Origin of the sequence: Xylanimonas sp. McL0601 (assembly GCF_049852175.1) — a bacterium.
GTDB lineage: Bacteria > Actinomycetota > Actinomycetes > Actinomycetales > Cellulomonadaceae > Xylanimonas.
The window spans coordinates 374,669-400,777 of record NZ_CP187527.1; the positions used below are offsets into that span (position 1 = coordinate 374,669).

Sequence of the window (26,109 nt, forward strand, 5' to 3'; positions counted from 1 at the left end):
TCCTCGCGAGCGAGTCGTCAGCGGCGAGAGGCCGGCGGCCCGCGGCCGTAGCCTGCAGCCGGGCGTTGAGATCACGGCCTGAAGAGCTGCTCCAGCACCCACACCACGCCGTGCTCCGCCGCCGACGGCGCCACGTACCGCGCGCGCTCCAGCAGCCGCGGGTGCGCGTCCGCCATCGCGAAAGACCAGGCGGCGGCGTCGAGCATCTCGACGTCGTTGAGGTAGTCGCCGAACGCGACTGTGTGCTCGCGCGTGATGCCCAGCTCGGCCTGGAGCCGCTCGACGGCCGCTCCCTTCGTGACGCCGTCGGCCAGGACGTCCACCCAGGTGCGCCCGGACACGACGACCTGCGCGGTGGACCGGAGCGGGGCGAGCGCAGGGACGACGGCCGGGGCGACGTCGTCGAAGTCGAGCACGGCGACCTTGAGGATCTGATCGTCCACAGCCTGGAGGGAGGCGACCGCGAGCAGGTCCGGGACGGCCTCGAGCGCCGCGTAGTAGCGCGACGCCTGGGCCCAGAACGCGTCGTCGTCGCGCTCCACGTAGGCGGTGCGCTTGCCGCACACGACGGTGCCGACGTCGCGGCCGGCGTCCGCGACCGCGCGTACCCGGCGGACGACATCCTCCGCAACCCGTGGCGAGAGCGGTGCGGAGCTCAGCTCCTCGCCGTCGCGCACCACCAGGGTGCCGTTCTCCGCGATGACGGGCATGCCGTCGAGGTGCCCCGCGAACGTGCGCGCCAGCGTCGAGTGCTGGCGGCCGCTCGCGGGCGCGAACGTGATGCCCCGCGAGCGCATGAGGTCCAGCAGCGGCCAGAAGTCCGCCGGGACGTGGCCCTCGGCGTCGAGCAGCGTGCCGTCCATGTCGGCGACGACCAGCTGGACGTCGACCGGCCCGTCAGGGAGGGCGGGGGATGCCAGGCTCACTTCTTGGCGAGCCGCTGCCGCCCGAGCGCGAAGAGGCGACCCACGTTGACCGTCCAGCCGACGCCGAACACGCGCGGGCCGACGATCGTCGAGGAGTCCGGGTTCCACATGCGCTCCTTCGCCCGGGCGAGGGTCGGCCTGCGGAAGTCGTAGGGCACCACGGCCACGACCTTGCCGTTCCACGTGCGCTGGTCCGCGGGGGTGCGCAGCTCCTTGACCACCGCGACCCCGCTGAGCACGATCGACGCGAGCGTGACAAGCCTCCGGATCCCGCCGCGCTTCGTCTTTCCTGCCATCTCTGCCTCCAGGTGCGCTCGACGTCGTCGGTCCCGCCCATCCTCGCCCAGGGAGGGCCGCATGCGCCCGCTGGGCGCGCTTACTCGCGCAGCCAGGCCTGGACCTGCAGCACCCCCGGCATGCGCGCGTCGGTGATGGCGTGCGGGACGACGCGCGAGTGGTAGTCGGTGACGGGGCCGTCGGACTCGCGGACCAGGCACCCGGCGGACTTGCCGCCGATCACCCAGGAACCGAGCACCACGTGGTTCCCGTCGAGCACGGGCAGAGGCGTGTACTCCTGGTACACCAGCGGCTGGCCCGCGTAGCTGCCGCCCTGGACCAGCTCTGTGCCACGTGCGTGCACGTGCACGTTGTCGCCCTCGCGCCCCCAGAGCGGCTTGGCCACCCACTGGTCGAGCTCGCGCGGCGAGCCGAGGTACGCGGGCAGCAGGTTCGGGTGGCCGGGGAACAGCTCCCACAGCACGGGCAGGATCGCCTTGGTGGACAGCAGCAGCTTCCACGCTGGCTCGACCCAGCGCACCGGCTCGGCCTCGTCGGGCGCGACCAGGTGGGCGCCGAAGGGCTCGGCGAGCATGTCCTCCCACGGGTAGAGCTTGAACGCGGCCCGGACCGGCAGGTCGTAGTCGTCGACGAACCGGCGCGAGCGCGCGTCCCACCCGAGCTGGTCGATGGCATGCCCGTACGTCGTCAGGCCCGCCATGGCCGCCGTGTCGCGCAGGTATGTCGTCGTCATCTCCTCCTCGCCGGACTCGTCCGCCGCGGAGTGCAGGAAGTGGATGCCGGCCGGGAACCGGTCGGCGTGCTCGCGCCACCACGCCACGAGCCTGTCGTGCACCGAGTTCCACTGGTCGTTGCCGGGGAGCACGTCCTCCAGCCACGCCCACTGGGCGACGGCGGTCTCGACCAGGCCCGTCGGGGTGTCGCCGTTGATCTCGAGCATCTTGGCGGGGCCGAACCCGTCGTACGCGAGGTCGAAGCGCGCGTACACGGACGGGTCGCCGCGCTGCAGCGACTGCCCGGCCAGCGCGAGCGAGCCTGCGGGCAGGCCCAGGTCGGCATCCGAGTAGCGGCGGAGCATCACGGCCGCGGCCTCGAGGCACATGCCGTAGAGCTCCTCGGTGGCGGCCTCAAGCCGCTCCACCTGGGCCATCGAGAGCTCGTACCAGGCGGACTCGTGCCAGTAGGGCAGCTCGCCGCCGTCGGCCGTGGGCGTCGTCGGGAAGACCAGGCCCTGCTGGACGACCGTCTCGCGCCAGCCCGCGCGGGGCTGGATGCTGTGCCGGCGCACCCGCTCAGGCGATCGACGCGACGACGACGAGCGCGACGGCGACCACGACACCCGCGCACACGCGCGCGAGCGGCGTCACCGGTCCGGGGAGCGTGAGCTCCTCGCCCAGGTGGCCCGGGGTGACGACGTCGACCAGCCGGAACGCGAGCGTCTGCAGCAGGATGCCCAGCAGGCCGAACGACGTCGTCCACGCGAGCTCGGTTCCGAGCCCGGCGTCGGCGTTGGTCCAGATCGCGGTGAAGACGATCGCGCCCTGGGCCACCATCCAGGTGCCGGCCACCAGGGCGGCCGAGTGGGACTCGCGTAGGCGCTCGCCCAGCCGGCCCGGGGTGAGCAGGTCGAGCACGTGCCAGGCGGCGACCAGCATCACCGTCCCGAGGAGGCAGTAGGCGGCGCCGTAGGCGAGGGCGGGCAGCAGCTCGTTCAATGCGGTCCCCTTTCCGGGAAGTTCGTCAGTTCAGGAGCCGATGTGGTGGCTGCCGCCGAACCCGCCGCGCGACACGCCGTCGGATCCGGAGACGCTGCCGCCGTCGGACGAGACGCCGCCACGCGTCGTCGTGCCGCTCAGCGCGTGGGAGTCGAAGGTGCCGCCGCTCGTGGCGTACGAGCCGCCGACCGCCGGGGCGCGCGAGCCCGAGCGCAGGTAGTACCAGTAGTAGCCACCGGTGCCACCGCCGGTGTAGTCGCCCCGCGAGTCGTCGCAGCTCGCGTCCGCCACGCGCTTCTGGGTTGCGGGGTCGACGCAGACGGCGCGGTTGTCCGCGGCCGGCGAGCAGCCCGTGAGGGCGGCCGCGACCAGCGCCGTCACGCCGAGGGTGACCGAGGCGCTGCGCATGCGGCGGGGGGACTGCGGGCTCACGGGGCTCCTCGGGACGGCGTCGGCGCAGGTGCGTAGGGGGACAGTAGGGGATCGGCGCGCGGCGTGTCGCCGGCCGTCCACAACGCCGCACGTCCACAACGTCGAGCGCGCGGGGGAGCGTGTCGGGAGCGGCCTCTAGGCTCCCCGTCATGCCGTCGCTCAGCCTGCGCGTCCTGCCCGACCGCTTCACGCTCGAGCACCTGCCCGGTGCGACCTTCCCGGAGGACGACGAGTGGGTGGCGCTCGTGCGCGCGCCCGAAGGCCTCACGGTGCTCCGGCACGCCTCCCCGTTCGGGGGCAACGGCGAGCGGTGGGCGGGCGTCTACGGCGACCCGCACGGCCTGGACGTGCCCGGCATGCTCGCGTCCGTCGTCGCGCCGCTGGCCGCGGCGCAGGTGCCGGTGTTCGTCGCCTCGACGTTCCACGCGGACCTGGTGCTGGTGCCCGAGGACCGGCTCACGCTCGCGACGGAGATGCTGCAGGACGCCGGGCACGCGGTGGCCTGACGTCCTGCAGCGTCGGGGTCACGCGCCCAGCAGGGCGAGGATCTCCTCGGTCGTGCCTGTCTCCGCCACGCGGGGGAAGACGCGCGTGACCGCGTGCTCGTGGTCGATCGCGCTGCGGTCGGCGACGGCGTCGGTCGCGATCGTCACGTGGTAGCCGTGCTCGTGCGCCTGGCGCGCGGTGGACTCGACGCCGATCGACGTCGCGATGCCGGTGACGACGACCTGCGTGACGCCGCGGCGGCGCAGCTGGACGTCGAGGTCGGTGCCGTAGAAGGCGCCCCAGTTCCGCTTGGTGACGACGATGTCGCCGTCCTTGCCGGCAGGCCCGCCGAGCTCGTCGACGAGGACGTCGAAGCCCTCCGGGAGGGTCGGGAACGCGGACCGCCCGGCCGCCGCTGCGGCACCGGAGAGGTCGGTGCGGCCACGGACCGCGTCGGCGCCGTCGCGCCGCGCGGTGACGCGGACGAGCACCACGGGCAGGCCCTGGGCGCGGAACGCGTCGGCGAGACGCGCCGAGCGGGCGATGACGTCGGCGGCGGGGTGGGGCTCCGTCGCGGCGCCGACGATGCCGGCCTGGAGGTCGACGACGACGAGCGCGGAGCGGGGGTCGAGGGTGGTGACGGGCAAGGTGTTGCTCCTTCAGAGTCGGGTTGTCAGGGCCAGCGAGCGCCCGAGCGCGCCGTGGCCCTGACAGCGCGCCGGGAGGTGAGGGTTGTCAGGAGCAGGGGGCGGCGGGGTGCGCCGTCGTCCTGACACGTCGGAAGCCGGGGGGTCAGCGGCGGCGGCGGCGGAGCGACAGCTCTGCCAGGACCGTCGCCAGCAGGAGCGCCGCGCACACGGCCGCGAACAGCGCGAGCATGTGCATGCCCGCCGTGTCGGCGACCTCGCGGTACGCTGCCGCCGTCGCCGCCGACGACGTCAGCGCGCCCAGGTACATGAAGGTGCGGAACAGGCCGGAGGCAGCGCCGATCTGCGACGGGGTCGCCTGGTCGTACAGCGCGTACTGGTTGGCGAGGCCGTTGAGCGCCTGCGGCAGGCCGAACACGGCCATGATCACGCACAGCACCACGACCGACGTGCCGGCGTCGACCACCAGCAGTGCCACGCAGGCGACGAGCTGCATCGCCGAGCCGACCAGCAGCCGCCCCAGCACCCCGCGCTGCTTGCGCGTGAGGATCGTGCCGACCATCGCCGTCGCGAACACGGGCAGCAGCACCAGTCCGGTCTGCGACGGCGTCAGCCCGCGGCCGTGCTCGAGCCACTGCGGCAGGCCGTAGACCACGGAGTACATGACGACGCCGGTCAGCAGCTGGCGCGCGTAGGTGACGAGCAGCGGCTTGTTCTCACCCAGGAGGCGCACGTCGAGGAACGGCTCGGCGACGCGCAGCTCGCGGAGCACGAAGCCGGCGCCGGCGACCAGCGCAAGCCCGAGGAGCCAGACCCGCCCCGCGTCCGGGTTCATGAGGAACAGCATCAGCGTGACCAGCGCGACGGAGAACAGGCCGATCCCGAGCAGGTCCCAGCGCCGCCGCACGCGGGCCGCGCCGTGCGCGGGCCGCGGCTCGCGCGGCAGGTACAGCGCGCCGAGCACCAGGCACGCGACCGCGAACGGGACGTTGAGGGTGAACACCGTCCGCCAGCCGCCGAGGTCCACGAGGAACCCGCCGAGCGTCGGCCCGACGACGGCGATCACCTGGTTGGCGAACGACAGCGTCGCGAGCAGGGAGGCGGGCGATGCGTGGCCGGTGCGCACCGACTCGCGCTTGATGAGCGACATCGACGCGGGGTACCCGGCGCAGGTCCCGAGCCCGATGAGCACGCGCGCCGCGATCAGCACCCCGAGGTGCGGCGCGAGCGCGCCGAGCAGCCCGGCCGCGCCGACCAGCGCAGTGCCGATCAGGTACAGCCGCCGCGGCCCGTACGCGTCGATCAGCCGGCCCGTGACCGGCTGCCCGACGGCGCACGCGAGGTACAGCGCGCTCACCAGCCATGCGGTCTCGGACGGCGGGGCGCCGAACGCGACGCCGATGGGGATGAGCGCCACGGACAGCAGCGAGGTGTTGAGCGGGTTGAGCACCGAGCCGAGCACCATCGGCGCGATGAGTCGCCGGGGGAACCGGACGGCGGAGGCGCCGCCGGAGCTCCGGGGGCTCGAGGAGATTGTTGCGCTAGGCATCAAACATCCACGGTAAGTCGGTGCGGCGGAGGCTGTCGAATCCCGTCGCTGCCGGATCCCCTCACTTTCGACGTCGGAAGGGAGGGAGGTCAGCCCGCCCCGCCCGGCCGGGCCGGGCGGTCGATCACCCGCGACATCACCACCGACGTCCGGGTGCGCTCCACCCGGCCGCTGGTGCGGATCCGCTCGACGGACTCCTCGATCCCGGCCATCGACGCCGCCATGACGTGCACGATCGCGTCCGCGTCCCCGGTCACGGTCGCGACCCCGACCACCTCGGGGATGACGCCCAGCTCCCGCTGGAGCACCTCGGGCGAGACGTTGCCGCGGCAGAAGATCTCGACGTACGCCTCGATGGCCCACCCCAGGGCGCGCGGGTCGACGACGGCCGTGAAGCCCGAGATCTCGCCCCGCGCCCGCATGAGGTCGACACGGCGCTTGACCGCAGGTGCCGACAGCCCGACGGCGCTGCCGATCTCCTGGAACGTGGCACGGCCGTCGCGCAGCAGGTGCCCGACGATCTGCCTGTTCAGCTCGTCCACTCCGCCAGGATAGGAACGAATCGTTCAGCCGCACGAGGGATCAAGCAAAGAAACATCAAGGATCACGCAACGGACAGGGGTTTGTTGCGCAACGCCGCGTCCGTACCGTGGACTGCATGACCATCGAGCTCGCGCCCGTCGCGCCCACCGGCGCCCCCGCAGCCCTGCGCATGGCCCCCACGAGGAGCCGAACGGCCACCCCGCGCACCTTCCTCATGTGCCCGCCTACCTACTTCGACGTCGTCTACGAGATCAACCCGTGGATGGACCTCACGGTCCCCGTCGACACCACCCGCGCCGTCGCTCAGTGGGACAGGCTGCGCGAGATGTACGAGCGCCACGGGCACACCGTCCACGTCGTCGACCCCGAGCCGGGCCTGCCCGACATGGTGTACGCGGCCAACGGCGGCCTCGTCGTCGGCGGCAAGGCGCTCGCGCCGCGCTTCACCTACCCCGAGCGGCAGGCCGAGGGCCCCGCGTACGAGCGGTGGTTCGCCTCCGCCGCGCGTGCCGGCATCCTCGGACCCGGCGGCGTCAGCGTCGGCCAGGCCGACGAGCTCAACGAGGGCGAGGGCGACATCCTCCTGGTGGGCGACCTGCTGCTCGCCGGCACCGGCTTCCGCACCTCCCGCGAGGCCCACCGCGAGCTCGCCGAGCGCCTGGGCCTCACCGGGCGTGGCATCACCGTCGTCTCGCTCGAGCTCGTGGACCCGCGCTTCTACCACCTCGACACCGCGCTCACCGTGCTCGACGACGGCGCCCGCACCGGCGAGCCGCTCATCGCCTACCTCCCGGAGGCCTTCGCGCCCGAGTCCCTCGAGACGCTGCACGACCTGTTCCCCGCCGCGATCGTCGCCGACCCGCAGGACGCCGCGGCGCTCGGCCTCAACGCCGTCTCCGACGGCCTGCACGTGTACCTCAACGCCGCCGCGACCGGCATGCACGCCAAGCTGCGCGAGCGCGGGTTCGAGCCCGTCGGCATCGAGATCGACGAGATCCTCAAGGGCGGCGGGTCGGTCAAGTGCTGCACGCTCGTGCTCCGAGGTGCCCAGTGACCCGCGTCCCGTACCTCGACGTCCCCGCGACCGCCCGCTGGGTGGCACGCCGCGGTCCCGAGCGCGTCATCGGTGACCTCACCGACGCCCTCGAGCGCGACTTCCGCCGCTGGCCTGAGCTCGAGACGCGCCCGCGCCTCGCCTCGCACTCGCGCGACGGCGTCATCGAGCTCATGCCCGCCGCCGACGCCGCGACCTTCGGGTTCAAGCTCGTCAACGGCCACCCGCGCAATCCCTCGCGCGGCTACCAGACCGTCACCGCCATGGGCATGCTCGTCGACGTCCACAACGGCTACCCGTCGTTCGTCGCCGAGATGACGATCCTCACCGCGCTGCGCACCGCGGCGACGTCGGCGCTCGCAGCCCGCTACCTCGCCCCGCGGGACTCGCGCGTGCTCGCGCTGGTCGGCTGCGGCGCCCAGGCGGAGTTCCAGGCCCTGGGCATGCGCGCCGGGCTCGGCATCGAGCGCCTGCGCGTGTTCGACGTCGACCCGGCCGCCACCGCCAAGCTCGAGCGCAACGCCAAGGGTCTCGGCTTCGACGTCACCGTGTGCACCGACGCCGGCGAGGCCGCGCGCGGCGCCGACGTCGTCACCACCTGCACCGCGGACAAGCGCAACGCGACGGTGCTGAGCGACCGCGACGTCGTCGCCGGCCAGCACCTCAACGCCATCGGCGGCGACTGCCCGGGCAAGACGGAGCTGGAGCCCGCCACCCTGCAGCGTGCGTCGGTGTTCGTCGAGCACGAGGAGCAGACGCGCATCGAGGGCGAGATCCAGAACCAGCCTGCGGACTTCCCGGTGACGGAGCTGTGGCGGGTCGTCGCGGGCGAGGTGCCGGGGCGGCTCAGCGCCGACGAGCTGACGATCTTCGACTCGGTCGGGTTCGGCGTCGAGGACTTCACGGCGCTGCGGTTCGTCCACGACGACCTCCTGGGCGACGGCACCGCTCCCGACGAGCTGCTGCAGTGGCTCGACCTCATCGCCGAGCCCGACGACCCGAAGGACCTGTTCTCGCTGGTCGCGGACGCCGACCTGACGGGCCTCACGCGCGCGTAAGGAGCGTCAGCACCTCGTAGTGGCGGGTCTGCGGGAACATGTCCAGCAGCCGCGCCTGCGCCGGGCGCAGCGACGGCATGTGCTCGAGGTCGCGCGCCAGCGTCACCGCGTTGCAGCTCGAGTAGAGCACCCACCGAGCCGACGACGTCTCGAGCCACTCGGCCAGCTCCGGACCGATACCGCGCCGCGGCGGGTTGACGATGACGAGCTCGGGCACGTCGTCGGGCGACGCGCCGAGCGCGAACGCCGTCGCGTCGCCCGCCGCGAACCGGACGCCCGCCATCGCGGCGGCGCCCTCACGCGACGCCGAAGCCAGCTCGCCGCGCGTGACCTCGGCACTCGCCACCGCCTCGGCGCTGAGCTCGATCCCCGTCACGCTGCGCCCGGGCGCCGCGCAGTGCAGCGCGAAGCCGCCGACCCCGCAGTACAGGTCCCACAGACCGGCGGGCGCGACGTCGTCGACCCACTCGCGCGCCTGCCGGTAGAGCGCGGCCGCGACGTCGGTGTTGGTCTGGAAGAAGCTCTGCGGGCGCAGGTGCAGGGTGATCCCGTCGAGCGTCATCGGCAGCGTCTGACGCTCGGTGAGCACGATCTCGAGCTCGCCCTCGAGCACCGCCTTGTGCTCGGGCTGGACGTTGACGCTGAGCACGGCGAGGTTCGGCAGCTCGGCCTGGAGCCACGGCAGGTGCTTGCGCAGCCGCGCGACCGGCTCCTGCGAGCGCAGCACCAGCCGCACCAGCAGCTCGCCCGCGGGCGAGACCGTGACGAGCAGATGCTTGAGCTCGCCGCGCCGCGCGGCGTCGCGCGGCGTGACGCGGGCGCGCGACGGCGTGAGGTCGTAGGGCTCGAGCCGCGCGCGCGTGATCAGCGCGGCGAGGGGGCCGAACGCGGCCTGCAGCACCTGTGGGTAGAGCGGGCAGTCGGTGAGGTCGACCCCGCCGGCCTCGCCGAAGGGCAGCGCGCCGAGGATGCCGATCACGGGCGCGTCGACGCTTCCGGTCACGACCATCTTGGCCTTGTTGCGGAACCCGCCCTCGGCGCTCGTCACGGGCGGCAGCCACGCGACGTCGTGCGCGCGCTCGCCCAGCACGGGCTCGAGCAGCTCGCGCACGTGCCGCTCCTTGTCCGCCACCTGCGTCGGGTAGGCGACCTCGAGCAGGGTGCACGAGCGGCAGCGTCCGGCGTCGTAGTGGTGGCACTGCACGCAGACATTCTCGCCGATACCGTGGAGCGGCGGCCGGACCCGGTCGCCCGGAGCGGGGAGGGGCCGACGATGACCAGCACGCGCCCGACGATCGTGCAGGTGGTGCTCGACACGACCGACGTGCGCGGGCTCGCCGAGTTCTACCGGCAGCTCTTCGGCCTGGAGTACCGCGACGGGGACGAGCCGCCCGCGAGCGCCGACCAGGACGACAAGGACTGGCTCGTGCTGCGCAACCCGGGCGGCATCCAGCTCGCGTTCCAGGAGGTCGACGACCTGCCCCTGTCCACGTGGCCCACGGCCGACGTGCCGCAGCAGCTCCACCTCGACACCACGGTGCCCGACGTCGTCACCCTCGACGAGCAGACCAAACGCGCGCTCGACCTGGGGGCGGTGCTGCTCTTCGACAGGTCCGACGACGAGGAGGAGCCGCTGCGGGTCTTCGGCGACCCGGCAGGCCACCCCTTCTGCATCTTCGTCGCGTAGGACGTCGCGTAGGACGAGGTCAGGCGGGCAGCGCCGCCACCGCCTCGATCTCCACCAGCGCGCCCGGGACGGCCAGGCTGGCGACCATCATGCCGGTGACCGCCGTCCGGTGCTCGCCCCACGCGTCGACCGACGCCGCGTACGCCTCGCGCGGGTCGACGCGCTGGTCCAGGTAGATGGTCAGCTTCGCGACGTCGTCGGGCGTCGCGCCCGCCGCATCCAGCACCGCCTGCAGGTTGGCGATCGCCTGGACCACCTGGGCGACCACGCCGACCGCCATGACGCCGTCGGAGTCGATGCCGTTCTGGCCGCCGACATAGAGCGTCCGTCCAGCGGGAGCGATGGTGCCTTGCGAGAATACGGGGCTCTTGTAGAGCGAATCGGGATTGACCTGCTCGATCATGGCGGAACCTCCTCGGGTGCAACCCGTCGATATCGGCTCCCCCGACCGTATTCCGGAGCGACCGTGCTCGCCGGTTCTGCGTCAGCCCGCCGGGAACAGCTCCGCGATCTCGCGCAGGCGCGCGACGTGCGCGGGGCGGTCGTCCTCGGCCGTCCACAGGTTGGTGTGGACCTTGTCCACACCCGCCGCGCCGTCGATGCCCTCGCGCAGGATGTCGGCGTGCCCGGCGTGCCGCTGGAGCTGGGCGAGCAGGTGCACCAGCACGAAGTGGAGGTCGACGTGGGCGCGCTCGTCGGGCCACCACGGCACGCGGCCGGTGGAGCCGAGGTCGAGCTCAGCGATCGTCGCGTCGCCGTGCGCCCACGCGCGGCGGTAGAGGTCGACCAGCCCCGCCGCGGTCTCGTCGGGCTTCGCGTACAGGTCCTCCTCGTCGACCTCGGGCACGGACGGGTCGACCCACGAGCGCAGCCACGGGATCTCGTCGAGGTCCGGCCACGGACGGTCGAACGTGTACCCGAGGTAGCCGACTTCGACGGCGATGCAGTGCTTGACCAGCCCGAGCAGGTTGGTGCCGGTCGCGGTGCGCGGCATGCGCAGCTCTCGCTCCGAGAGGCCCTCGGTCTTCCACACGAGCGAGTCCCGGGCACGCTGCACGTAGTCCTGGAGCGCGGTCTTGGGGTCCCGGCGAGGTGTCATGCCCTCACGGTGCCACGGCGCCGCCGCCCTGCCAACGCCGGCACGGCCACCGCGACCAGCGTCAATGCAGCGCCGACGTAGGTCGCGACGCCGGGCCGTTGCGCCCCCGGCGTGACGACGTCGAGCACCAGCGCGCCGACGACCTGGCCCGCGATCATGCCCAGGCCCAGCAGCAGCACGCCGATCCGGTGCACGATCGCCGCCGAGATCGCGATGAACGCGATGCCGATGAGCCCGCCCACGTAGAGCCACGGCTCCCGGGGGAACGCGCCGCTGGGCGCGCCCTGCACCAGCAGGGACACGCCGAGCGCGACGACCAGCACGACCGTCCCGACGACGAAGTTGAGGAACGTGGCCGCCACCACGCCCGGGGCGGCCCCCCTCGGCGCGTCGCTCGCCACGGCCCGCACCCGGCCGTTGACCGCCTGCTGCCACGACGACCCGGCGCCGGCGAGCACCGGCAGGACGGCGAGCCCGATCGCGGCAGGTGAGCCGAGCTGGCCCGACACCGACACCAGCACCGCGACCACCGTGAGCGCCGGCCCCAGCGCGCGGTCCACCGTGATGAGCCGCACCCCGCCCGGGGCGAGTCCCAGCCGGTCGACGACGAGCGAGCTCACCGACTGCCCGGCCACGACCGCGACGACGAACACCGCGACCCCGAGCGCGCCGACCGTGAGGCCCTGGGTCGCCACGAAGAAGCCACCGGCGGCACCGCCGACGCACTCCCACCAGCGCAGACGCGGGGCATCGCCGTCGGGCGCCGTGCCTCCGGCGTCGCCGGCCGAGCGCAGGCCCGCGAAGACGCGGCGCACCGCCGCCCGGGACCGCGGCCAGGCGGCGACGACGATTGCCAGCACCACCAGGCCCGACCCGAAGGAGACCACGGCAGCCCCGAACCCGGAGCCCAGACGGTCCGCGAGCGTGCCATTGATCCGGCTCTGCACGGCGGCCCCGACGCCCCCGAGGACGGCGAGCGCGACGCCGAGGACCTTCAGGCGCTCGGTGGGGGGGTCGGCTGGGCGCGCGCTCATGGCGGCGATCTTAAGCGGGCCGCGCGGAGCGGGTGCTGTGACCAATTCGAAACAATTCGACTGACACGACCATGACCTGGGGCGATGCGCGACTTCGGGGCCGCGGGCGGAGTTGACCCGCCGTCCGTCGGCCGATCGCGTCCCCGGGCACCCTTCTCGCCACAGTACCGTCTGACCCGGTCCGTACGGATTGTTAACCGACCGTTAAGCGGGATGCGCTGGCGGTCCTGCTGACGAAACGTACGGGTCGTAACGTCCGCGGCGCTGCGTACCGACATGGTGCGCGCCAGCGGTTGACGGGTCCTGGACCCCGAACAGCACGGAGATACGACGATGTGTGGCATGTCCCCCCGCGGCGAAGCCGGGGCCGCCTGATGGTGCGGTTCCTCGTCCGCCGCGTGTGCAACTACGTGGTGATGCTCTTCCTGGCCACGTCCTTCACGTACTTCCTCGCCTCGTTCTTCATGGACCCGCGCTCCAACTACCTGGCGCGGAACCCGCGGCCGCCGGAGGCGTCGATCAACGCGTCGCTGACGGCCGCCAACATCAACGATCAGACGCCGATCCTCGAGCGGTACTGGACCTGGCTGACCAACATCGTCCTGCACTGGAACTGGGGCCTGAGCCCGACGCAGGAGCCGGTGGCCGGCGCGATCTCCTCGCGCATCGGCGCCTCCGTCCAGCTCGTCACGCTGGCCACGGTCCTCGGCATCGTCATCGGTGTCGGCATCGGCGTCTACACCGCGATCCGCCAGTACAAGTGGCAGGACCGCGTGCTCGGCGGCCTCGCCACGTTCTTCCTCGTGGTCCCGACGGCCGTGCTCGCGCTCTTCGTCGTCATTGGCGCGATCTACCTCAACAAAGCCGTCGGCTTCCGGCTGTTCTACGTGACCGGGCTCCATGCCTACGACGGGCACAGCTGGTTGCTGAGGCTCGGCGACCTGGCCCAGCACCTGATCCTGCCGACCATCGTGCTGACCGTCATCACCGCCGTGAGCTACCACCTGCCGCAGCGCACCTACCTGCTCGACACCATGAACGCCGACTACGTGCGCACCGCCCGTGCCAAGGGCCTGCCGCTCAACGTCGCGATCCGCAAGCACGCGCTGCGCACCTCGATGATCCCGACGACGGTCAACGTCGCGTTCACGATCGCGGGAGTCTTCACCGGCGCGGTCATCACCGAGACGATCTTCGCGATCAACGGCCTGGGCAGGTACTTCGTCACGACGCTCGCCCAGAACGACATCAACGCCTCCGTCGCGATCGCGGCGTTCGGCGGCGCCTGCACGCTCGCCGGCGCGCTCCTCGCCGACGTCGCCGTGTCCTGGCTGGACCCGCGCATCCGGATCCGTTGAGGGGACGACCATGGCCAACATCGAGCTCTCCATCACCGCCGCCACCGCGGGTGAGATCGTCCACGACGAACAGGGGTCCGAGCTGCGCCGCACAGGCCGCTTCGCCCTCATCACGCGGCGCTTCGCCAGGCGCAGGTCTGCCCTCGCGGGCCTGGTCCTGCTGGTGCTGCTGATCCTCTTCGCGCTCCTGGGCCCGCTGGTCGGGCAGTGGGCTTACGACGAGCCCGACTTCCTCGCGCTCGCGCAGCCGCCCGGAGCCGATCACTGGTTCGGTACGACGACTGGCGGCTCCGACGTCTTCGCCCTGGTCGCCCGCGGCCTGGGGAGGTCCCTCATGATCGGCATCCTGTCGTCGATCGCGACGACGGTCGTCGCCGCCGTCATCGGCACCACCGTCGCGTTCTTCGAGGGGTGGGTCGAAAGGGTCGGCATGTGGATCCTCGACACGCTCCTCGTCGTCCCGTCGTTCCTGCTCATCGCGATGATCACGCGCTCGGCGTCAGGGACCGGCGGCTGGCTGGTGCTCGCGCTGGCGCTCACGGCGTTCGGCTGGGTCGGCTACGCGCGCATCCTGCGCACGCTGACGCTCTCGCTCAGAGAGCTCGACTACGTGCATGCCGCGCGGTACATGGGCGTGCGGTCCTCGACGATCATCCGCCGGCACCTGATCCCCAACCTCGGGTCGGTGCTCATCATCCAGACGGTGCTCGGTGTCGTCGGTGCCGTGAACTCCGAGACCGCGCTCTCGTTCCTCGGCCTGGGCGTCCAGGCGCCCGACACCTCGCTCGGCACGATCCTGCAGGCCGGGCAGTCCGTGGTGCTCACCTCGCCGTGGGTGCTTCTGGCACCGTCGATCTTCCTCGTCTGCCTCACGTTCTCGATGCAGCTGATCGGCGACGGTCTTCGCGACGCCATCGATCCCTACTCACGCTCGGGAGGCAAGGCGTGACCGTCACCGATGTCCGCCACCGGCTGGACCCCCTCGGCGCGGCGACGGAGCCAGTCCTGTCCGTGCGCGACCTGCACGTCAGCTTCGCATCGGAGGCCGGCACGGTCCGCGCCGTCCGCGGCGTCAGCTTCGACCTGCTGCCCGGGCGCACGCTCGGCATCGTGGGCGAGTCCGGCTCGGGCAAGTCCGTCACCTCGCTGGCTGTCATGGGCCTGCTCGACCCCCATGCCCGCGTCGAGGGATCCATCCGCCTCAAGGGTCGCGAGCTGCTGGGGCGGTCGGAGCTCGAGCTGTCGAAGCACCGCGGCAACGACATGGCGATGGTCTTCCAGGACCCCTTGTCCGCCCTGACCCCGGTGTTCTCCATCGGCGACCAGCTCGCCGAGGCCCTCGACCTGCACCAGGACCTCACGCGCAAGCAGGTGCGCGAGCGCTCGATCGAGCTGCTCGACCTCGTCGGGATCCCCCACCCCGCCGAGCGCCTCAAGTCGTTCCCGCACCAGTTCTCGGGCGGCATGCGCCAGCGGGTGATGATCGCCATCGCCATCGCGAACAACCCTGACGTCATCATCGCCGACGAGCCGACGACGGCCCTCGACGTCACCATCCAGGCCCAGGTGCTGGACGTGCTCACGACGGCACAGCACGAGACTGGCGCCGCCGTCGTCATGATCACGCACGACCTCGGCGTCGTCGCCGGTGTCGCCGACGACGTGCTCGTCATGTACGCCGGCCGCCCCGTCGAGAAGGCACCCGTCGACGCGCTCTACGCACGCCCCGCGATGCCCTACACGATGGGGCTGCTGGGCGCCGTCCCGCGCCCGGACCGCGGCGAGAACCGCCGGCTCGTGCCGATCCAGGGCAACCCGCCCTCGCTGGTCGACCTGCCGCCAGGGTGCCCGTTCGCCGCCCGCTGCCCCCTGGTCACCGACGCCTGCCGCACCGCCGAGCCGCCGCTCGCGCCCGTGGCCGGCCGCCAGGGCCAGCATGCGGCGTGCGTCCGCGCCGACGAGATCGCCGAGCAGGGCCTGACGTTCGACGACGTCTACCACGTCGACGAGGCCGTCGAGTCGGTGCTGGAGGGCGTGCCGCGCGAGCAGCGCGCGACGGTGCTCGAGGTCACCGACCTCAAGAAGCACTTCCCCCTCACCAAGGGCGGCCTCATGCGCCGGCGAGTCGGCACGGTCAAGGCCGTCGACGGCGTCACGTTCGACGTCCGCGAGGGCGAGACGCTCGCGCTGGTGGGCGAGTCCGGCTCCGGCAAGACGACGACGCTGCTCGAGATCATGAAGCTCGAGGCGCCGCAGGGCGGCTCGATCGCCGTCCTCGGCAAGAACCTCGACACCCTGTCACGCTCGGAGCGCGCCACGCTCCGCCGCGACCTGCAGATCGTGTTCCAGGACCCGATGAGCTCGCTCGACCCGCGCCTGCCGGTCTACGACGTGCTCGCCGAGCCGCTCACCGTCCACGGCTGGTCCAAGCAGCGCACCAACGAGCGCATCGCCGAGCTGATGAAGCTGGTCGGCCTGAACCCCGACCACGTCGACCGCTTCCCGTCCCAGTTCTCGGGCGGCCAGCGGCAGCGCATCGCCATCGCGCGGGCGCTCGCGGTCAGCCCGCGGCTGATCGTGCTCGACGAGCCCGTCTCGGCGCTCGACGTCTCGATCCAGGCGGGCGTCATCAACCTGCTGGAGGACCTGCAGGCCAAGCTCGGCGTCGCGTTCCTCTTCGTCGCCCACGACCTGTCGGTGATCCGGCACATCTCCGCGCGCGTCGCGGTCATGTACCTCGGCCAGGTCGTGGAGCAGGGCGACACGGAGGCGGTCTTCACCGCCCCACGTCACCCGTACACCCAAGCTCTCCTGTCGGCGGTGCCGCTGCCCGACCCCGAGCTCGAGCGCTCTCGCAAGCGCATCGTGCTCACGGGCGACCAGCCAAGCCCCGCGCAGGAGATCACAGGCTGCCGGTTCGCCGGCCGCTGCAAGGTCCGGGCCTTCCTGCCCGCTGACGAGCAGCGCCGGTGCGACACCGAGCTGCCCGTCCTCACAGGCGGCGACCACTCCGCGGCCTGCCACTTCCCCCTGTCACCGGCCGTCACGGCCCTAGAGGAGAACTGATGAAGAGCATGCGAAAGACGGTGGCCCGCGCGGCCGTCGTCGTGACCGCGCTGGCGCTCGCGCTTTCCGCGTGCGCCTCCGGCAGCAGCGACAGCGCCGACAACGGCGAGCACGACACCAAGGCGACCGAGCCCCTGTCGGGCTTCCCCGCCAAGACGATGGGCACGAGCTACCCGATGCCTACCGCGGGCGTCGCGTACGACAACACCCAGGACCGCGACAAGCTCCAGCAGGGCGGCACGCTGACGCTCGCCACCACCGAGATCGGCCCGAACTGGAACGCGTTCTCCACCGACGGCAACACCGGCTACATGGCGCAGTTCTGGACGTACTACATGCCCCAGCTGTGGGACTACGACGTCTCGGGCAACCCGACGCCGAACCCCGACTACCTCTCGGGGGTCACCGTCACGTCGGAGGACCCGCTGACGGTCACGTACGACATCAACCCCAAGGCGGTCTGGAACGACGGCACGCCGATCGACTGGACGGCCTTCGAGGCCACCTGGAAGACGCAGTCGGGAAAGACGAAGGGCTACAACCCGCCGTCGACCACGGGCTACGAGCAGGTCAAGTCGGTGACGCAGGGCGACAACGCCAAGCAGGCCGTCGTCACGTTCGGCACGCCGTTCTACCCGTACCAGCTCCTCTTCGGTCAGCTCGAGAACCCGAAGGCCGTGGACGTCGACACGTTCACACAGGGCTGGGTCAACAAGCCCCACAACGAGTGGGCCGCGGGACCGTTCAAGGTCGACTCGTTCGACGACACGCAGGCCACCTTCGTGCCGAACCCCAGCTGGTGGGGCAAGAAGCCGCTGCTCGACAAGGTCCAGTTCAAGGTCATGGACGAGTCGGCCTCGATCAACGCCTTTCAGAACGGTGAGGTCGACGCCACCGGCGTCGCCGCGGCCGACCGCCTCAAGGTCGCCCAGGGGATGGACAACGTGGAGATCCGCGTCAACACTGCCCTGGCCTCTGGCGTCGTCGTCCTGAACACCAAGGCCGACGCCCTCAAGGACCAGGCCGTGCGCAAGGCGCTCACCCAGGCGATCGACCGCACCAAGCTCGTCGAGATCGACAACCAGGGCCTGAACTGGAAGGAGGAGCCGCTCGGCTCCGAGATCATGTACCCGTTCCAGGACGGGTACGAGGACAACATGCCGGCCGAGTCGAAGTACTCGGTCGAGAACGCGGGCAAGACGCTCGAGGGCGAGGGCTACGCCAAGGGTTCCGACGGCTACTACGCCAAGGGCGGGAAGCCGCTCACGACCAAGTACACGTTCTTCGGCGACTCGCCGACCCAGACGGCCATCGCCAACGCCATCCAGGCCATGGGCAAGGCGGCGGGCATCAAGATCGACCTCGACCACCAGGACCCGTCGAAGTTCTCCGACGTCGTCCTCGGCGGCAAGTACGAGTCGCTCATCATGGCGTGGTCGGCGTCCGACCCGTACGGCTACTCGTCGGCGGGCTACCAGCTCTACGGCTCCGACTCCGACTCGAACTTCGCCTACATCGGTGACCCGACGGCGGACGAGGGCTTCAAGAAGGCCGGTCTGACCGAGGACCCCAAGGAGGCCACGAAGACCTTCAACGAGGCCGAGAAGAAGGCGCTGGAGCTGTACGGCACCTTCCCGATCGACAACGGTCCGGTCATGCTCGCGGTCAAGAAGGGCCTCGCCAACTACGGCGGCAGCTCGATGGCCCCGTCGAACGGGTTCAAGGCGCTCAGCCCGCACCCGGAGAACATCGGCTGGCAGAAGTAGCGCACAGCCACCGCTGACCCACCCGACGGCGGCCCCGCCCCTCCCCAGGGGGACGGGGCCGCTGCCGTCTGCGTTGTGGGACCCTGCGGCTCCGCCCAAGGGCGTCCTGAAGCGGAGCCGCAGAGTCCCACAACGCAACCAGAGGCTCTGGACAACGTGCCCCGGGACACTATGGTGAGTTTTCGGCGGAACCGGGCAAAGTCGCCCGGACCGTAGCAACACACCCAGTGGCAAGGAGGCCCCTGTGCGTTTGCCCGAGCTTGTCGAGCTGGTCAGGACCGATCCGGACCAGCCTCCCGTCGCCGTCATCGACCGGCGGCCCATGACCACCGGCACGAGGATCACTTTCGCCGTCATCGCACTGATCGCGGCTGTCGCGTGGGCGCTCATCGCCGTCCTGCGCGGCGAGGACGTCAACGCCGCGTACTTCGTGCTCGCCGCCGTCGGCACCTACGTCATCGCCTACCGCTTCTACGCGCGGCTCATCGAGTACAAGGTGGTGCGCCCGCGCGACGACCGCGCGACGCCCGCCGAGCAGCACGAGAACGGGCGCGACTTCGCGCCGACCGACCGCCGCGTCCTGTTCGGCCACCACTTCGCCGCGATCGCCGGCGCGGGCCCGCTCGTGGGCCCGGTGCTCGCCGCCCAGATGGGCTACCTGCCGGGAACCCTCTGGATCATCATCGGCGGCGTGCTCGCCGGCGCAGTCCAGGACTACCTGGTGCTGTGGCTGTCCACCCGGCGCAAGGGCCGGTCGCTGGGTCAGATGATCCGCGAGGAGATGGGCACGATCGGCGGCATCGCCGGCCTGATCGGCGTGTTCGTCATCATGATCATCATCATCGCCGTGCTCGCGCTGGTCGTGGTCAACGCTCTCGCCGAGTCGCCGTGGGGCGTCTTCTCGGTCGGCATGACGATCCCGATCGCCCTGTTCATGGGCGTGTACCTGCGCTACCTGCGGCCAGGCCGGGTCGCCGAGGTGTCGCTCATCGGCGTCGTGCTGCTGCTCGGCGCCATCATCGCGGGCGGCTGGGTCGCCGGCACGACGTGGGGCGCGGACCTCTTCACGCTCGACAAGACCACGATCGCGTGGCTGATCGTGGGCTACGGGTTCCTCGCCTCGGTGCTGCCCGTGTGGCTGCTGCTCGCGCCGCGCGACTACCTGTCGACGTTCATGAAGGTCGGCACGATCATCCTGCTCGCCGTCGGCGTGCTCGTGGCGCAGCCGGCCGTGCAGGCGCCGGCGATCTCGACGTTCGCCAGGACGGGCGCGGGCCCGGCGTTCGCCGGCGCGCTGTTCCCGTTCCTCTTCATCACCATCGCGTGCGGCGCACTGTCGGGCTTCCACGCGCTGATCGCCTCGGGCACCTCGCCCAAGATGGTGGAGAAGGAGAGCCAGCTGCGGCTCATCGGCTACGGCGGCATGCTCACCGAGTCGTTCGTGGCGATCATGGCGCTGGTCACCGCCGTGTCGATCGACCAGCATCTGTACTTCACGCTCAACTCGGGTGCCAACCTCACGGGCGGCGAGCCGGCGTCGGCGGCGGACTTCGTCAACAGCCTGCCCATCACGGGCGGCACACCGATCACGCCCGAGGCGATCACGGCTGCGGCCGACGCCGTCGGCGAGGAGTCGATCATCTCCCGCACGGGCGGCGCGCCGACCCTCGCGTTCGGCATGTCCCAGATCCTCGGGTCGCTCGTCGGCGGGTCTGGCCTGCGGGCGTTCTGGTACCACTTCGCGATCATGTTCGAGGCGCTGTTCATCCTCACCACGGTCGACGCCGGGACGCGCGTCGCGCGCTTCATGCTCACCGACACGCTCGGCAACGTCCGGGGGCTCCAGCGCTTCCGCGACCCGTCGTGGCGGATGGGCGCGTGGATCGCGTCCGTCGTCGTCTGCGGCCTGTGGGGCGCGATCCTGCTCATGGGCGTCACCGACCCGCTGGGCGGCATCAACACGCTGTTCCCGCTGTTCGGCATCGCCAACCAGCTGCTCGCAGCGATGGCGCTGTCGCTGGTCACCGTGGTCGTGATCAAGAAGGGCCTGCTCCGGTGGGCCTGGATCCCCGCGGTCCCGCTGGTCTGGGACCTCGCGGTGACGATGACGGCGTCGTGGCAGAAGATCTTCAGCGACAAGCCCGCGCTGGGCTACTGGGCGCAGCACTCGGCGTTCCAGCAGGCGCGCGACGCCGGCGAGACGTCGTTCGGCACGGCCAAGACGCCGGAGGCGATGGACGCCGTCATCCGCAACACGTTCATCCAGGGCACCCTGTCGATCGTGTTCGCGGTGCTGGTGCTCGTGGTCGCGCTCGTCGCGGTGTGGGTGAGCGTCCGGGCGATCCGCGCCGGCGGCCTGCCGACGACGGAGGAGCCCGACGTCCCGTCGCACCGCTTCGCGGCGCACACCCTGGTCATGACCGACGCCGAGCGTGCGGTCGCGGCCGAGTGGGCGGCGTACGAGGCGGAGCACGGCCCGGTCGCTGCGGCGGCGCAGGTGCACTGACCACCTCGCGGTGGGTGCCGGGCCTTCCGGTCCGGCACCCACCGCGGACGACGACGGAGGTATCGCCATGGTGAATGCGGTCCGGCGAGGCTGGAAGGCCGTCGCCTGGTACGTCACCGGCGTGCTGGGCGAGAGCGACTACCAGCGCTACGTCGCCCACCTGCGCCGGAACCACCCCGACGCCCTCGTACCGACCGTGTCGGAGTACTGGCGGGAGCGGTACGCGGAGCAGGACGCCAACCCGGGCGCCCGCTGCTGCTGAGCCGTCGGCCCGGCACCTGCGGGCGCGCTAGGTCAGGTGGTCGTACGCGCCTTCGGTCCACTCGCGGTGGCGGCGGGCCGAGCGGATCACCACGTCGCGCGCGTCCCGCGGGATCACGCCGTCGAAGTTGTTGTACAGCCGCTCGAAGGCGAAGCGGCCCACGTGGCGCGCGATCCGCTCCGCCACGCGGCCCGAGAGCGGGATCCGGTTCGGGTAGCTCCGCATGAAGCTCACCGAGACCCGGTCGGGGTTCGCGAAGATCGTGTCGCCGCTCAGCAGCACGCCGCGCCCGTTCGCACCGCCCGCCCAGTGCACGACGGCGGAGCCGGGAAAGTGCCCGCCCGGCTGAGACAGCGTGACGCCCGGCAGCACCACCCGCTCGCCCTCCCAGTCCTCGAGGGCGTCGCCGGGCCGGGCCACCCAGTCGAGGTCCGCGCGGCTGACCAGCACCGGGACGTCCCCGAGCCGCCGCGACCACTCGAGCTGCACCCCGAACATGTGCGGGTGGCTGGCGGCGACCGCGACGACCCCCGCGGGCCCGGCGAGTTCCTGCACGCGCGCGACGGCGTCGTCGTCGACGAAGGCCAGCGGGTCCCACAGCAGCGCGCCCGCGGACGTCACCAGCAGCTTGCACTGCTGCCCGATGCCCACGATCGCGGGGTTCACGGTGAGCCCCCACAGCCCGGCCTCGAGCTCGGCGAACGCGACACCGGCGCCTGCCGCGGCGAGCTCCTCGAGCGTGGTCCACCGCTGGCCGTCGGCGGGGACCCACTGCCGCTCGTCGGCGCAGATGGCGCAGACCGCCGGCCGGGAGTCGTGCTCGACACCGCAGGTGGCGCAGACGGAGAAGCTCACGGACGACCTCCGCTGTGGTTGCGGTCTTGCGGGCTCTGGCGCACGGCAATACCCCAAAGACTGCACCTACAACAGCGGGTCGGCCAGGGGTTCCACCGGAGGCGGCGTGGCCGTAGCCTCACGCCGTGAGTCATCGCGACGAGGGTGTCACGTTCGACCTCGTGCCGGACGACGACTCCGAGGACGAGGTCGCCCTCGACCCACCCGGGGGCGGGGCCCCGCGCGGCCCCGGGATCGTCCGGCGGGCCGGGCGGGCCGTGCGCGCGTTCCTCGCGCGGCAGCCCCCGCGGCGCCTGGTCGCCGCCGGCGTGGCGGTCGCGGTCGTCGCCGGGTCGTCCGTCGGGATCTCGACCGCCGTCGGCCGCACCCGCGCCGCCGCGGCCGAACGGGACCGCGTCACCGCCCTGCTCGCGTCGCCCGGCGGTGTCCGCGACCTGTCCGCGCCGCTCACCGCCGCGTGGACGGTGCCCCTCACCGGTGACCTGATGGGCCGGCTGCCTGGGACGCTCGTGGTGCAGGACGGCGCCGACGCCGTCGGGCTGCGCGTCGAGGACGGGAGCGAGGCGTGGCGGCACGAGCTCGGCGGCGACCTGGTCTGCGGCCCGCAGCTCCTCCCCGGCGAGCGCGCGCCCACGCCGAAGCAGCTCGTGTGCCTCGCGGGCCCGCGCGAGGCTCGCCGAGTGACGGTGCTCGACGCCGCAGGCGCGGTGGCGGCCCAGCGCGACCTCGGCGACACGCGCGACCAGCAGCTCACCCCCGGACCCGACGGCAGCCTGGTCGTAGTGCGCCGCACGGGTGAGGCTCCGGACATCCCGAAGCTCGTCGGCGAGGACGCCCTGACCACCCTCTTCCCCGACGGCCTCACGGCGGGTCAAGGCGCCGACCTGACCGTGACCGACGCCGCCACGGGCGCCGTGCGCTGGGCGGCCAGCATCCCGTTCGTGCCGGTGACGCAGGTGCAGAGCTGCGGGCTGAGCTTCGACCTCGACGGCGGCTACCACCTGCTCCTCGACGTGGCGGTCGAGGCCAGCCAGACCGCCGTCCAGGTCGAGGGGTGCGGCGTCTACGGCGCGTACCTGCCCGACGGCGTCTCCCTCCCGCCGGCGCCGCCCGGCGACGGGCAGCCCTACCGTCAGACGGAACCCGACGGGGGGTTCGCGATCGACGGCGGTGGCGCGAGCTCGTTGTGGGTCGACGGGCAGGGCCGGCAGGAGTTCGTCTCCGCAGCGCACCCGGTGTCGATCGCGGCGACCGACGGGCTGTCGGAGGACACCCTCGTCCGCACCGACGACGGCTTCCTGGCCGCTCTGGGCCCCGACGGAACGCCGCGGTGGGTGATGGACCATGGGACCGGCGCTCCTGCCGACCTGCCGTGGGTGGTCGCGCGTGCGGGCGGCGTGTACCTCACCCTGGCCGCCGATCAGACGACGCTCGCCGCGGTGTCGGAGAAGAGCGGCAAGGTGCTCTGGCGGAGCGACCTCCCGGTGGTTGCCCAAGGTTGGGTCGCCGCGGGCGTCACCGACGGCCGCACCACGGTGCTCGCCGTGAGCGTGCGCTCGTCGGACGGGCCGACGGCGCACGTCGCCGACGCCGAGGGCGCCGTGCAGCTCGTCGGCGTCGACCTCCGCACGGGCGCCACCTGGACCGTCGAGCGCGCCGGGACGTCGGTGCAGCTGCTCGCCGTCGAGGGCAGCGTGGTCGAGTACGCGACCGCCAACTTCAGGCAGCTGCGCGACGTCGACAGCGGCGAGACGGCCACGTACCGCGACGGCACGCTCAGCCTGCTGGTACCGGACCACGGTCCCGACGCCGGGGCGCAGGCCGCGTCCGGCTGGCTCGCCGCGCCCGCGCGGGTGCCTCGTGGATAGGCTGAAGGATGGCTCGTCGCGACGCCTCCGCTGGCCTGACGTTCGAGCTCGTGCCGGACGACGACGCCGACGAGCCGTGGTCAGCGAGCGCGGTCGCGGTCCGTGCGGGCGCCGGCCCCGCCGAGGCCTCTGACGACGACGGCTTCCCCCCGGAGGCGATCGCACCCTCCCTGCTCACGCGCGCCACGCGCCGGGTCCTCGGCTGGCTCCACGGCCGCACTCCGCTCCAGCTCGTGGCCGGAGCCGTCGCGCTCGCGATCGCCGTCGGGGGCGGGGGGACGGTCGTCATCCTGCGGGACCGGGCGCAGGTCGACCGCCTGCGCGCGGCGGCCGGCGGCGTCATCGACCTCTCCCACCCGATCCGGGAGTGGTGGTCCAGCACCCTCGGGGCCGGCAACCCCGGCATGGGGGCGTGGCCGCTCGCGGTGCTCGACGGGGGCGTCGTCGTCGTCAAGGAGCAGATCACCAACGGGTCGGCGGCCCTCGCGGCGCGGGACGGGCGTCGCGTGAGGACCGTGCTGCACGGGCTCGACGTCGACTCGGGCGACGACCTCTGGCAGGTGACGCTCGACGGCGAGGCGCCCCAGTGCGGCACGGGGTTCACCGACCTGGCCCAGACGAGGCTCGAGCTGACCGCGACGTCGAGGCTCGTGTGCGTCGTGGGCACCGGCGCCGAGGCGAAGGTGGTGGTGGTGGACCCCCAGGGGCAGGCCACCCGCCGGGCACCCGAGGGTCTCGACGACCGCACGAGGCTGCTGCCCGGCCCGGACGGCACGCTGCTGCGCGTCGACTGGACCGGCGCCGCGCCTGGCGGGCTCCGGATGATCGAGGACGCGAGCACCGGGTGGCGGCTCAGCGAGAGCTTCAGGCCCCCGGACGCGCAGGTCACCTCCGAGGACGCCGCCACCGGGGCCCGGCGCTGGGAGACCACGTTGCAGGCCGGGCCGGTTGACCGGGTCGACGACTGGTGGACGTGCGCCACCTGGAACGACGACGGCAAGCCGGTGTTCGACATGAGCGGGATCACGTCCGTCGTCACGGAAGCCGGCCTGCACATGCAGCTGTGCGGCGTCGAGGCCGTGCTGACCGCGACGGGTGACATCGTCGCTCAGCACCGGACCGGCGAGGCCCGGAACGCGCAGGTCGTCGTCCAGTCGCTGGCCGACGGCGGCCTCGGCGTCGTCGCCGACCCCAGCACCGGGGGATGGTACGGCCAGTGGACGCAGCCGACGGAGGTCGTCGACACGTCCGGCCGGGAGGTCGCCCAGCTGTCCGGCGGCGTCCTCGACCCGTGGGCGACCGACGGCACCGGCGGCATCGACCTCACCGGCGACCCGTCGCGACGCGCGTCCGACGACGGCGTGCTGATCACCCACGACACCTCGCATCTCATCGGGGTCGGCGCCGACGGGACGCAGCTGTGGCGGGTCGCCGACAGGCCCGTCAGCGAGGGCGCGATCGCTCGCGGCGCCGGCGTCGTGGTCCTGGTGCGCCGGGCGCTCTCCGGCTACGGCGAGCTCGTGGCCGTCGACCTGCGCACGGGTGCCACCCGGTGGACCGTGGAGCTCGACCGGGCCGGCGGGCTCGGCGGCGGCGCCTGGGAGTTCGCCCGCGGCGCCTGGACCGACGGCGAGGTCGCAGTGCTCGTCACGCCGGGCAACGTCGGCGACAGCCTGCCCGCCACCTGGACCGCCTATAACCTGCGCACGGGGGCCGTCGTCTGGCAGCTCAACGGGGACCAGGCGGGGAAGGTGACGCCCCCCGACGGCCTGTGCCTCGCCGTCGTCGGGCGGCTGCTGTGCTCGGACGGGTCGAAGCTGGTGCGGGTCGCCTGAACCGGCGGTACCCGCGGAGGCCGCCGGCTCCGGCGCGCCGCCCGCCGCCGTGCATGGTGAGGTGGG

Annotated in this window: 25 protein-coding genes; 12 read left to right on the top strand and 13 right to left on the bottom strand. The window is 72.4% G+C overall.

The window, feature by feature from the left end; all coding sequences use genetic code 11:
- Positions 1–71 precede the first annotated feature (71 nt).
- From ACO4JP_RS01700 to ACO4JP_RS01720, 5 genes are all read right to left on the bottom strand, one after another.
- Positions 72–926, bottom strand: coding sequence for a Cof-type HAD-IIB family hydrolase (locus ACO4JP_RS01700; protein ID WP_425955672.1), 855 nt, complete (start codon positions 924–926; stop codon positions 72–74).
- Positions 923–1,222, bottom strand: a complete 300-nt coding sequence (locus ACO4JP_RS01705) for a DUF5808 domain-containing protein (RefSeq protein WP_425955673.1) — start codon at positions 1,220–1,222, stop codon at positions 923–925. The genes ACO4JP_RS01700 and ACO4JP_RS01705 overlap by 4 nt, the downstream gene beginning before the upstream one ends.
- Positions 1,223–1,302: 80 nt before the next feature.
- Positions 1,303–2,511: a glutathionylspermidine synthase family protein gene (locus ACO4JP_RS01710; RefSeq protein WP_425955674.1), complete on the bottom strand. Its 1,209-nt coding sequence runs from the start codon at positions 2,509–2,511 to the stop codon at positions 1,303–1,305.
- Positions 2,512–2,515: 4 nt separating this feature from the next.
- On the bottom strand, positions 2,516–2,938 hold the full coding sequence (locus tag ACO4JP_RS01715; RefSeq protein ID WP_425955675.1) for a DUF350 domain-containing protein: 423 nt from the start codon (positions 2,936–2,938) through the stop codon (positions 2,516–2,518).
- A 30-nt stretch (positions 2,939–2,968) separates the two neighbouring features.
- The gene (locus tag ACO4JP_RS01720; protein WP_425955676.1) at positions 2,969–3,370 is read right to left on the bottom strand and encodes a hypothetical protein; all 402 of its coding nucleotides are present in this window, start codon (positions 3,368–3,370) and stop codon (positions 2,969–2,971) included.
- Positions 3,371–3,519: 149 nt separating this feature from the next.
- Here ACO4JP_RS01720 and ACO4JP_RS01725 point away from each other — a divergent pair, with 149 nt between their 5' ends.
- Positions 3,520–3,876: an ACT domain-containing protein gene (locus tag ACO4JP_RS01725; protein ID WP_425955677.1), complete on the top strand. Its 357-nt coding sequence runs from the start codon at positions 3,520–3,522 to the stop codon at positions 3,874–3,876.
- Between the two features lie 18 nt (positions 3,877–3,894).
- Here the strand turns inward: ACO4JP_RS01725 and ACO4JP_RS01730 are convergent, their stop codons facing one another.
- From ACO4JP_RS01730 to ACO4JP_RS01740, 3 genes are all read right to left on the bottom strand, one after another.
- A complete protein-coding gene (locus ACO4JP_RS01730; RefSeq protein ID WP_425955678.1) occupies positions 3,895–4,503 on the bottom strand; it encodes an isochorismatase family protein in 609 nt (202 codons plus the stop codon).
- 145 nt (positions 4,504–4,648) lie between these two features.
- Positions 4,649–6,052: an MFS transporter gene (locus tag ACO4JP_RS01735; protein WP_425955679.1), complete on the bottom strand. Its 1,404-nt coding sequence runs from the start codon at positions 6,050–6,052 to the stop codon at positions 4,649–4,651.
- A gap of 89 nt (positions 6,053–6,141) precedes the next feature.
- Complete coding sequence (locus tag ACO4JP_RS01740; RefSeq protein ID WP_425955680.1) at positions 6,142–6,594, bottom strand: Lrp/AsnC family transcriptional regulator; 453 nt, start codon at positions 6,592–6,594, stop codon at positions 6,142–6,144.
- A gap of 116 nt (positions 6,595–6,710) precedes the next feature.
- On the opposite strand from ACO4JP_RS01740, the gene ddaH reads away from it, so the two are divergent.
- A complete protein-coding gene (gene ddaH, locus ACO4JP_RS01745) occupies positions 6,711–7,649 on the top strand; it encodes a dimethylargininase (protein WP_425955681.1) in 939 nt (312 codons plus the stop codon).
- Complete coding sequence (locus ACO4JP_RS01750) at positions 7,646–8,707, top strand: ornithine cyclodeaminase (RefSeq protein ID WP_425955682.1); 1,062 nt, start codon at positions 7,646–7,648, stop codon at positions 8,705–8,707. Before ddaH ends, ACO4JP_RS01750 begins: the two co-directional genes overlap by 4 nt.
- Here ACO4JP_RS01750 and rlmC read toward each other — a convergent pair.
- Positions 8,694–9,911 carry a 23S rRNA (uracil(747)-C(5))-methyltransferase RlmC gene (gene rlmC / locus ACO4JP_RS01755; RefSeq protein ID WP_425955683.1) on the bottom strand — a complete coding sequence of 406 codons (1,218 nt, stop codon included), beginning with the start codon at positions 9,909–9,911 and terminating at the stop codon, positions 8,694–8,696. The genes ACO4JP_RS01750 and rlmC overlap by 14 nt on opposite strands.
- Positions 9,912–9,980: 69 nt before the next feature.
- On the opposite strand from rlmC, the gene ACO4JP_RS01760 reads away from it, so the two are divergent.
- Positions 9,981–10,394, top strand: a complete 414-nt coding sequence (locus ACO4JP_RS01760; protein WP_425955684.1) for a VOC family protein — start codon at positions 9,981–9,983, stop codon at positions 10,392–10,394.
- Positions 10,395–10,413: 19 nt separating this feature from the next.
- Here ACO4JP_RS01760 and ACO4JP_RS01765 read toward each other — a convergent pair whose 3' ends face one another.
- The 3 genes from ACO4JP_RS01765 to ACO4JP_RS01775 all read right to left on the bottom strand — a co-directional run bounded on the left by ACO4JP_RS01765 (position 10,414) and on the right by ACO4JP_RS01775 (position 12,527).
- Positions 10,414–10,797, bottom strand: coding sequence for a RidA family protein (locus ACO4JP_RS01765; RefSeq protein WP_425955685.1), 384 nt, complete (start codon positions 10,795–10,797; stop codon positions 10,414–10,416).
- Positions 10,798–10,878: 81 nt separating this feature from the next.
- Entirely contained in the window at positions 10,879–11,493 is a 615-nt protein-coding gene (locus tag ACO4JP_RS01770) for a DinB family protein (RefSeq protein ID WP_425955686.1), read from the bottom strand.
- Positions 11,490–12,527: a DMT family transporter gene (locus ACO4JP_RS01775; protein WP_425955687.1), complete on the bottom strand. Its 1,038-nt coding sequence runs from the start codon at positions 12,525–12,527 to the stop codon at positions 11,490–11,492. The genes ACO4JP_RS01770 and ACO4JP_RS01775 overlap by 4 nt, the downstream gene beginning before the upstream one ends.
- A 374-nt stretch (positions 12,528–12,901) precedes the next feature.
- On the opposite strand from ACO4JP_RS01775, the gene ACO4JP_RS01780 reads away from it, so the two are divergent.
- The 6 genes from ACO4JP_RS01780 to ACO4JP_RS01805 all read left to right on the top strand — a co-directional run bounded on the left by ACO4JP_RS01780 (position 12,902) and on the right by ACO4JP_RS01805 (position 21,485).
- Entirely contained in the window at positions 12,902–13,885 is a 984-nt protein-coding gene (locus ACO4JP_RS01780) for an ABC transporter permease (RefSeq protein WP_425955688.1), read from the top strand.
- 10 nt (positions 13,886–13,895) lie between these two features.
- Positions 13,896–14,834: an ABC transporter permease gene (locus ACO4JP_RS01785; RefSeq protein WP_425955689.1), complete on the top strand. Its 939-nt coding sequence runs from the start codon at positions 13,896–13,898 to the stop codon at positions 14,832–14,834.
- Entirely contained in the window at positions 14,831–16,951 is a 2,121-nt protein-coding gene (locus ACO4JP_RS01790) for a dipeptide ABC transporter ATP-binding protein (protein WP_425955690.1), read from the top strand. Before ACO4JP_RS01785 ends, ACO4JP_RS01790 begins: the two co-directional genes overlap by 4 nt.
- Positions 16,951–18,717 (top strand): ABC transporter family substrate-binding protein, encoded by a 1,767-nt coding sequence (locus ACO4JP_RS01795; RefSeq protein ID WP_425955691.1) that lies wholly within the window; start codon positions 16,951–16,953, stop codon positions 18,715–18,717. The genes ACO4JP_RS01790 and ACO4JP_RS01795 overlap by 1 nt, the downstream gene beginning before the upstream one ends.
- A gap of 244 nt (positions 18,718–18,961) precedes the next feature.
- Positions 18,962–21,223: a carbon starvation CstA family protein gene (locus ACO4JP_RS01800; protein ID WP_425955692.1), complete on the top strand. Its 2,262-nt coding sequence runs from the start codon at positions 18,962–18,964 to the stop codon at positions 21,221–21,223.
- 67 nt (positions 21,224–21,290) lie between these two features.
- On the top strand, positions 21,291–21,485 hold the full coding sequence (locus ACO4JP_RS01805; protein WP_425955693.1) for a YbdD/YjiX family protein: 195 nt from the start codon (positions 21,291–21,293) through the stop codon (positions 21,483–21,485).
- A 27-nt stretch (positions 21,486–21,512) separates the two neighbouring features.
- Here the strand turns inward: ACO4JP_RS01805 and ACO4JP_RS01810 are convergent, their stop codons facing one another.
- Positions 21,513–22,340, bottom strand: a complete 828-nt coding sequence (locus tag ACO4JP_RS01810) for a hydrolase (protein WP_425955694.1) — start codon at positions 22,338–22,340, stop codon at positions 21,513–21,515.
- Positions 22,341–22,465: 125 nt separating this feature from the next.
- Between ACO4JP_RS01810 and ACO4JP_RS01815 the strand changes: the two genes are divergently transcribed.
- Positions 22,466–24,208 carry a hypothetical protein gene (locus ACO4JP_RS01815; RefSeq protein ID WP_425955695.1) on the top strand — a complete coding sequence of 581 codons (1,743 nt, stop codon included), beginning with the start codon at positions 22,466–22,468 and terminating at the stop codon, positions 24,206–24,208.
- 8 nt (positions 24,209–24,216) lie between these two features.
- Complete coding sequence (locus ACO4JP_RS01820; RefSeq protein ID WP_425955696.1) at positions 24,217–26,043, top strand: hypothetical protein; 1,827 nt, start codon at positions 24,217–24,219, stop codon at positions 26,041–26,043.
- Positions 26,044–26,109 lie beyond the last annotated feature (66 nt).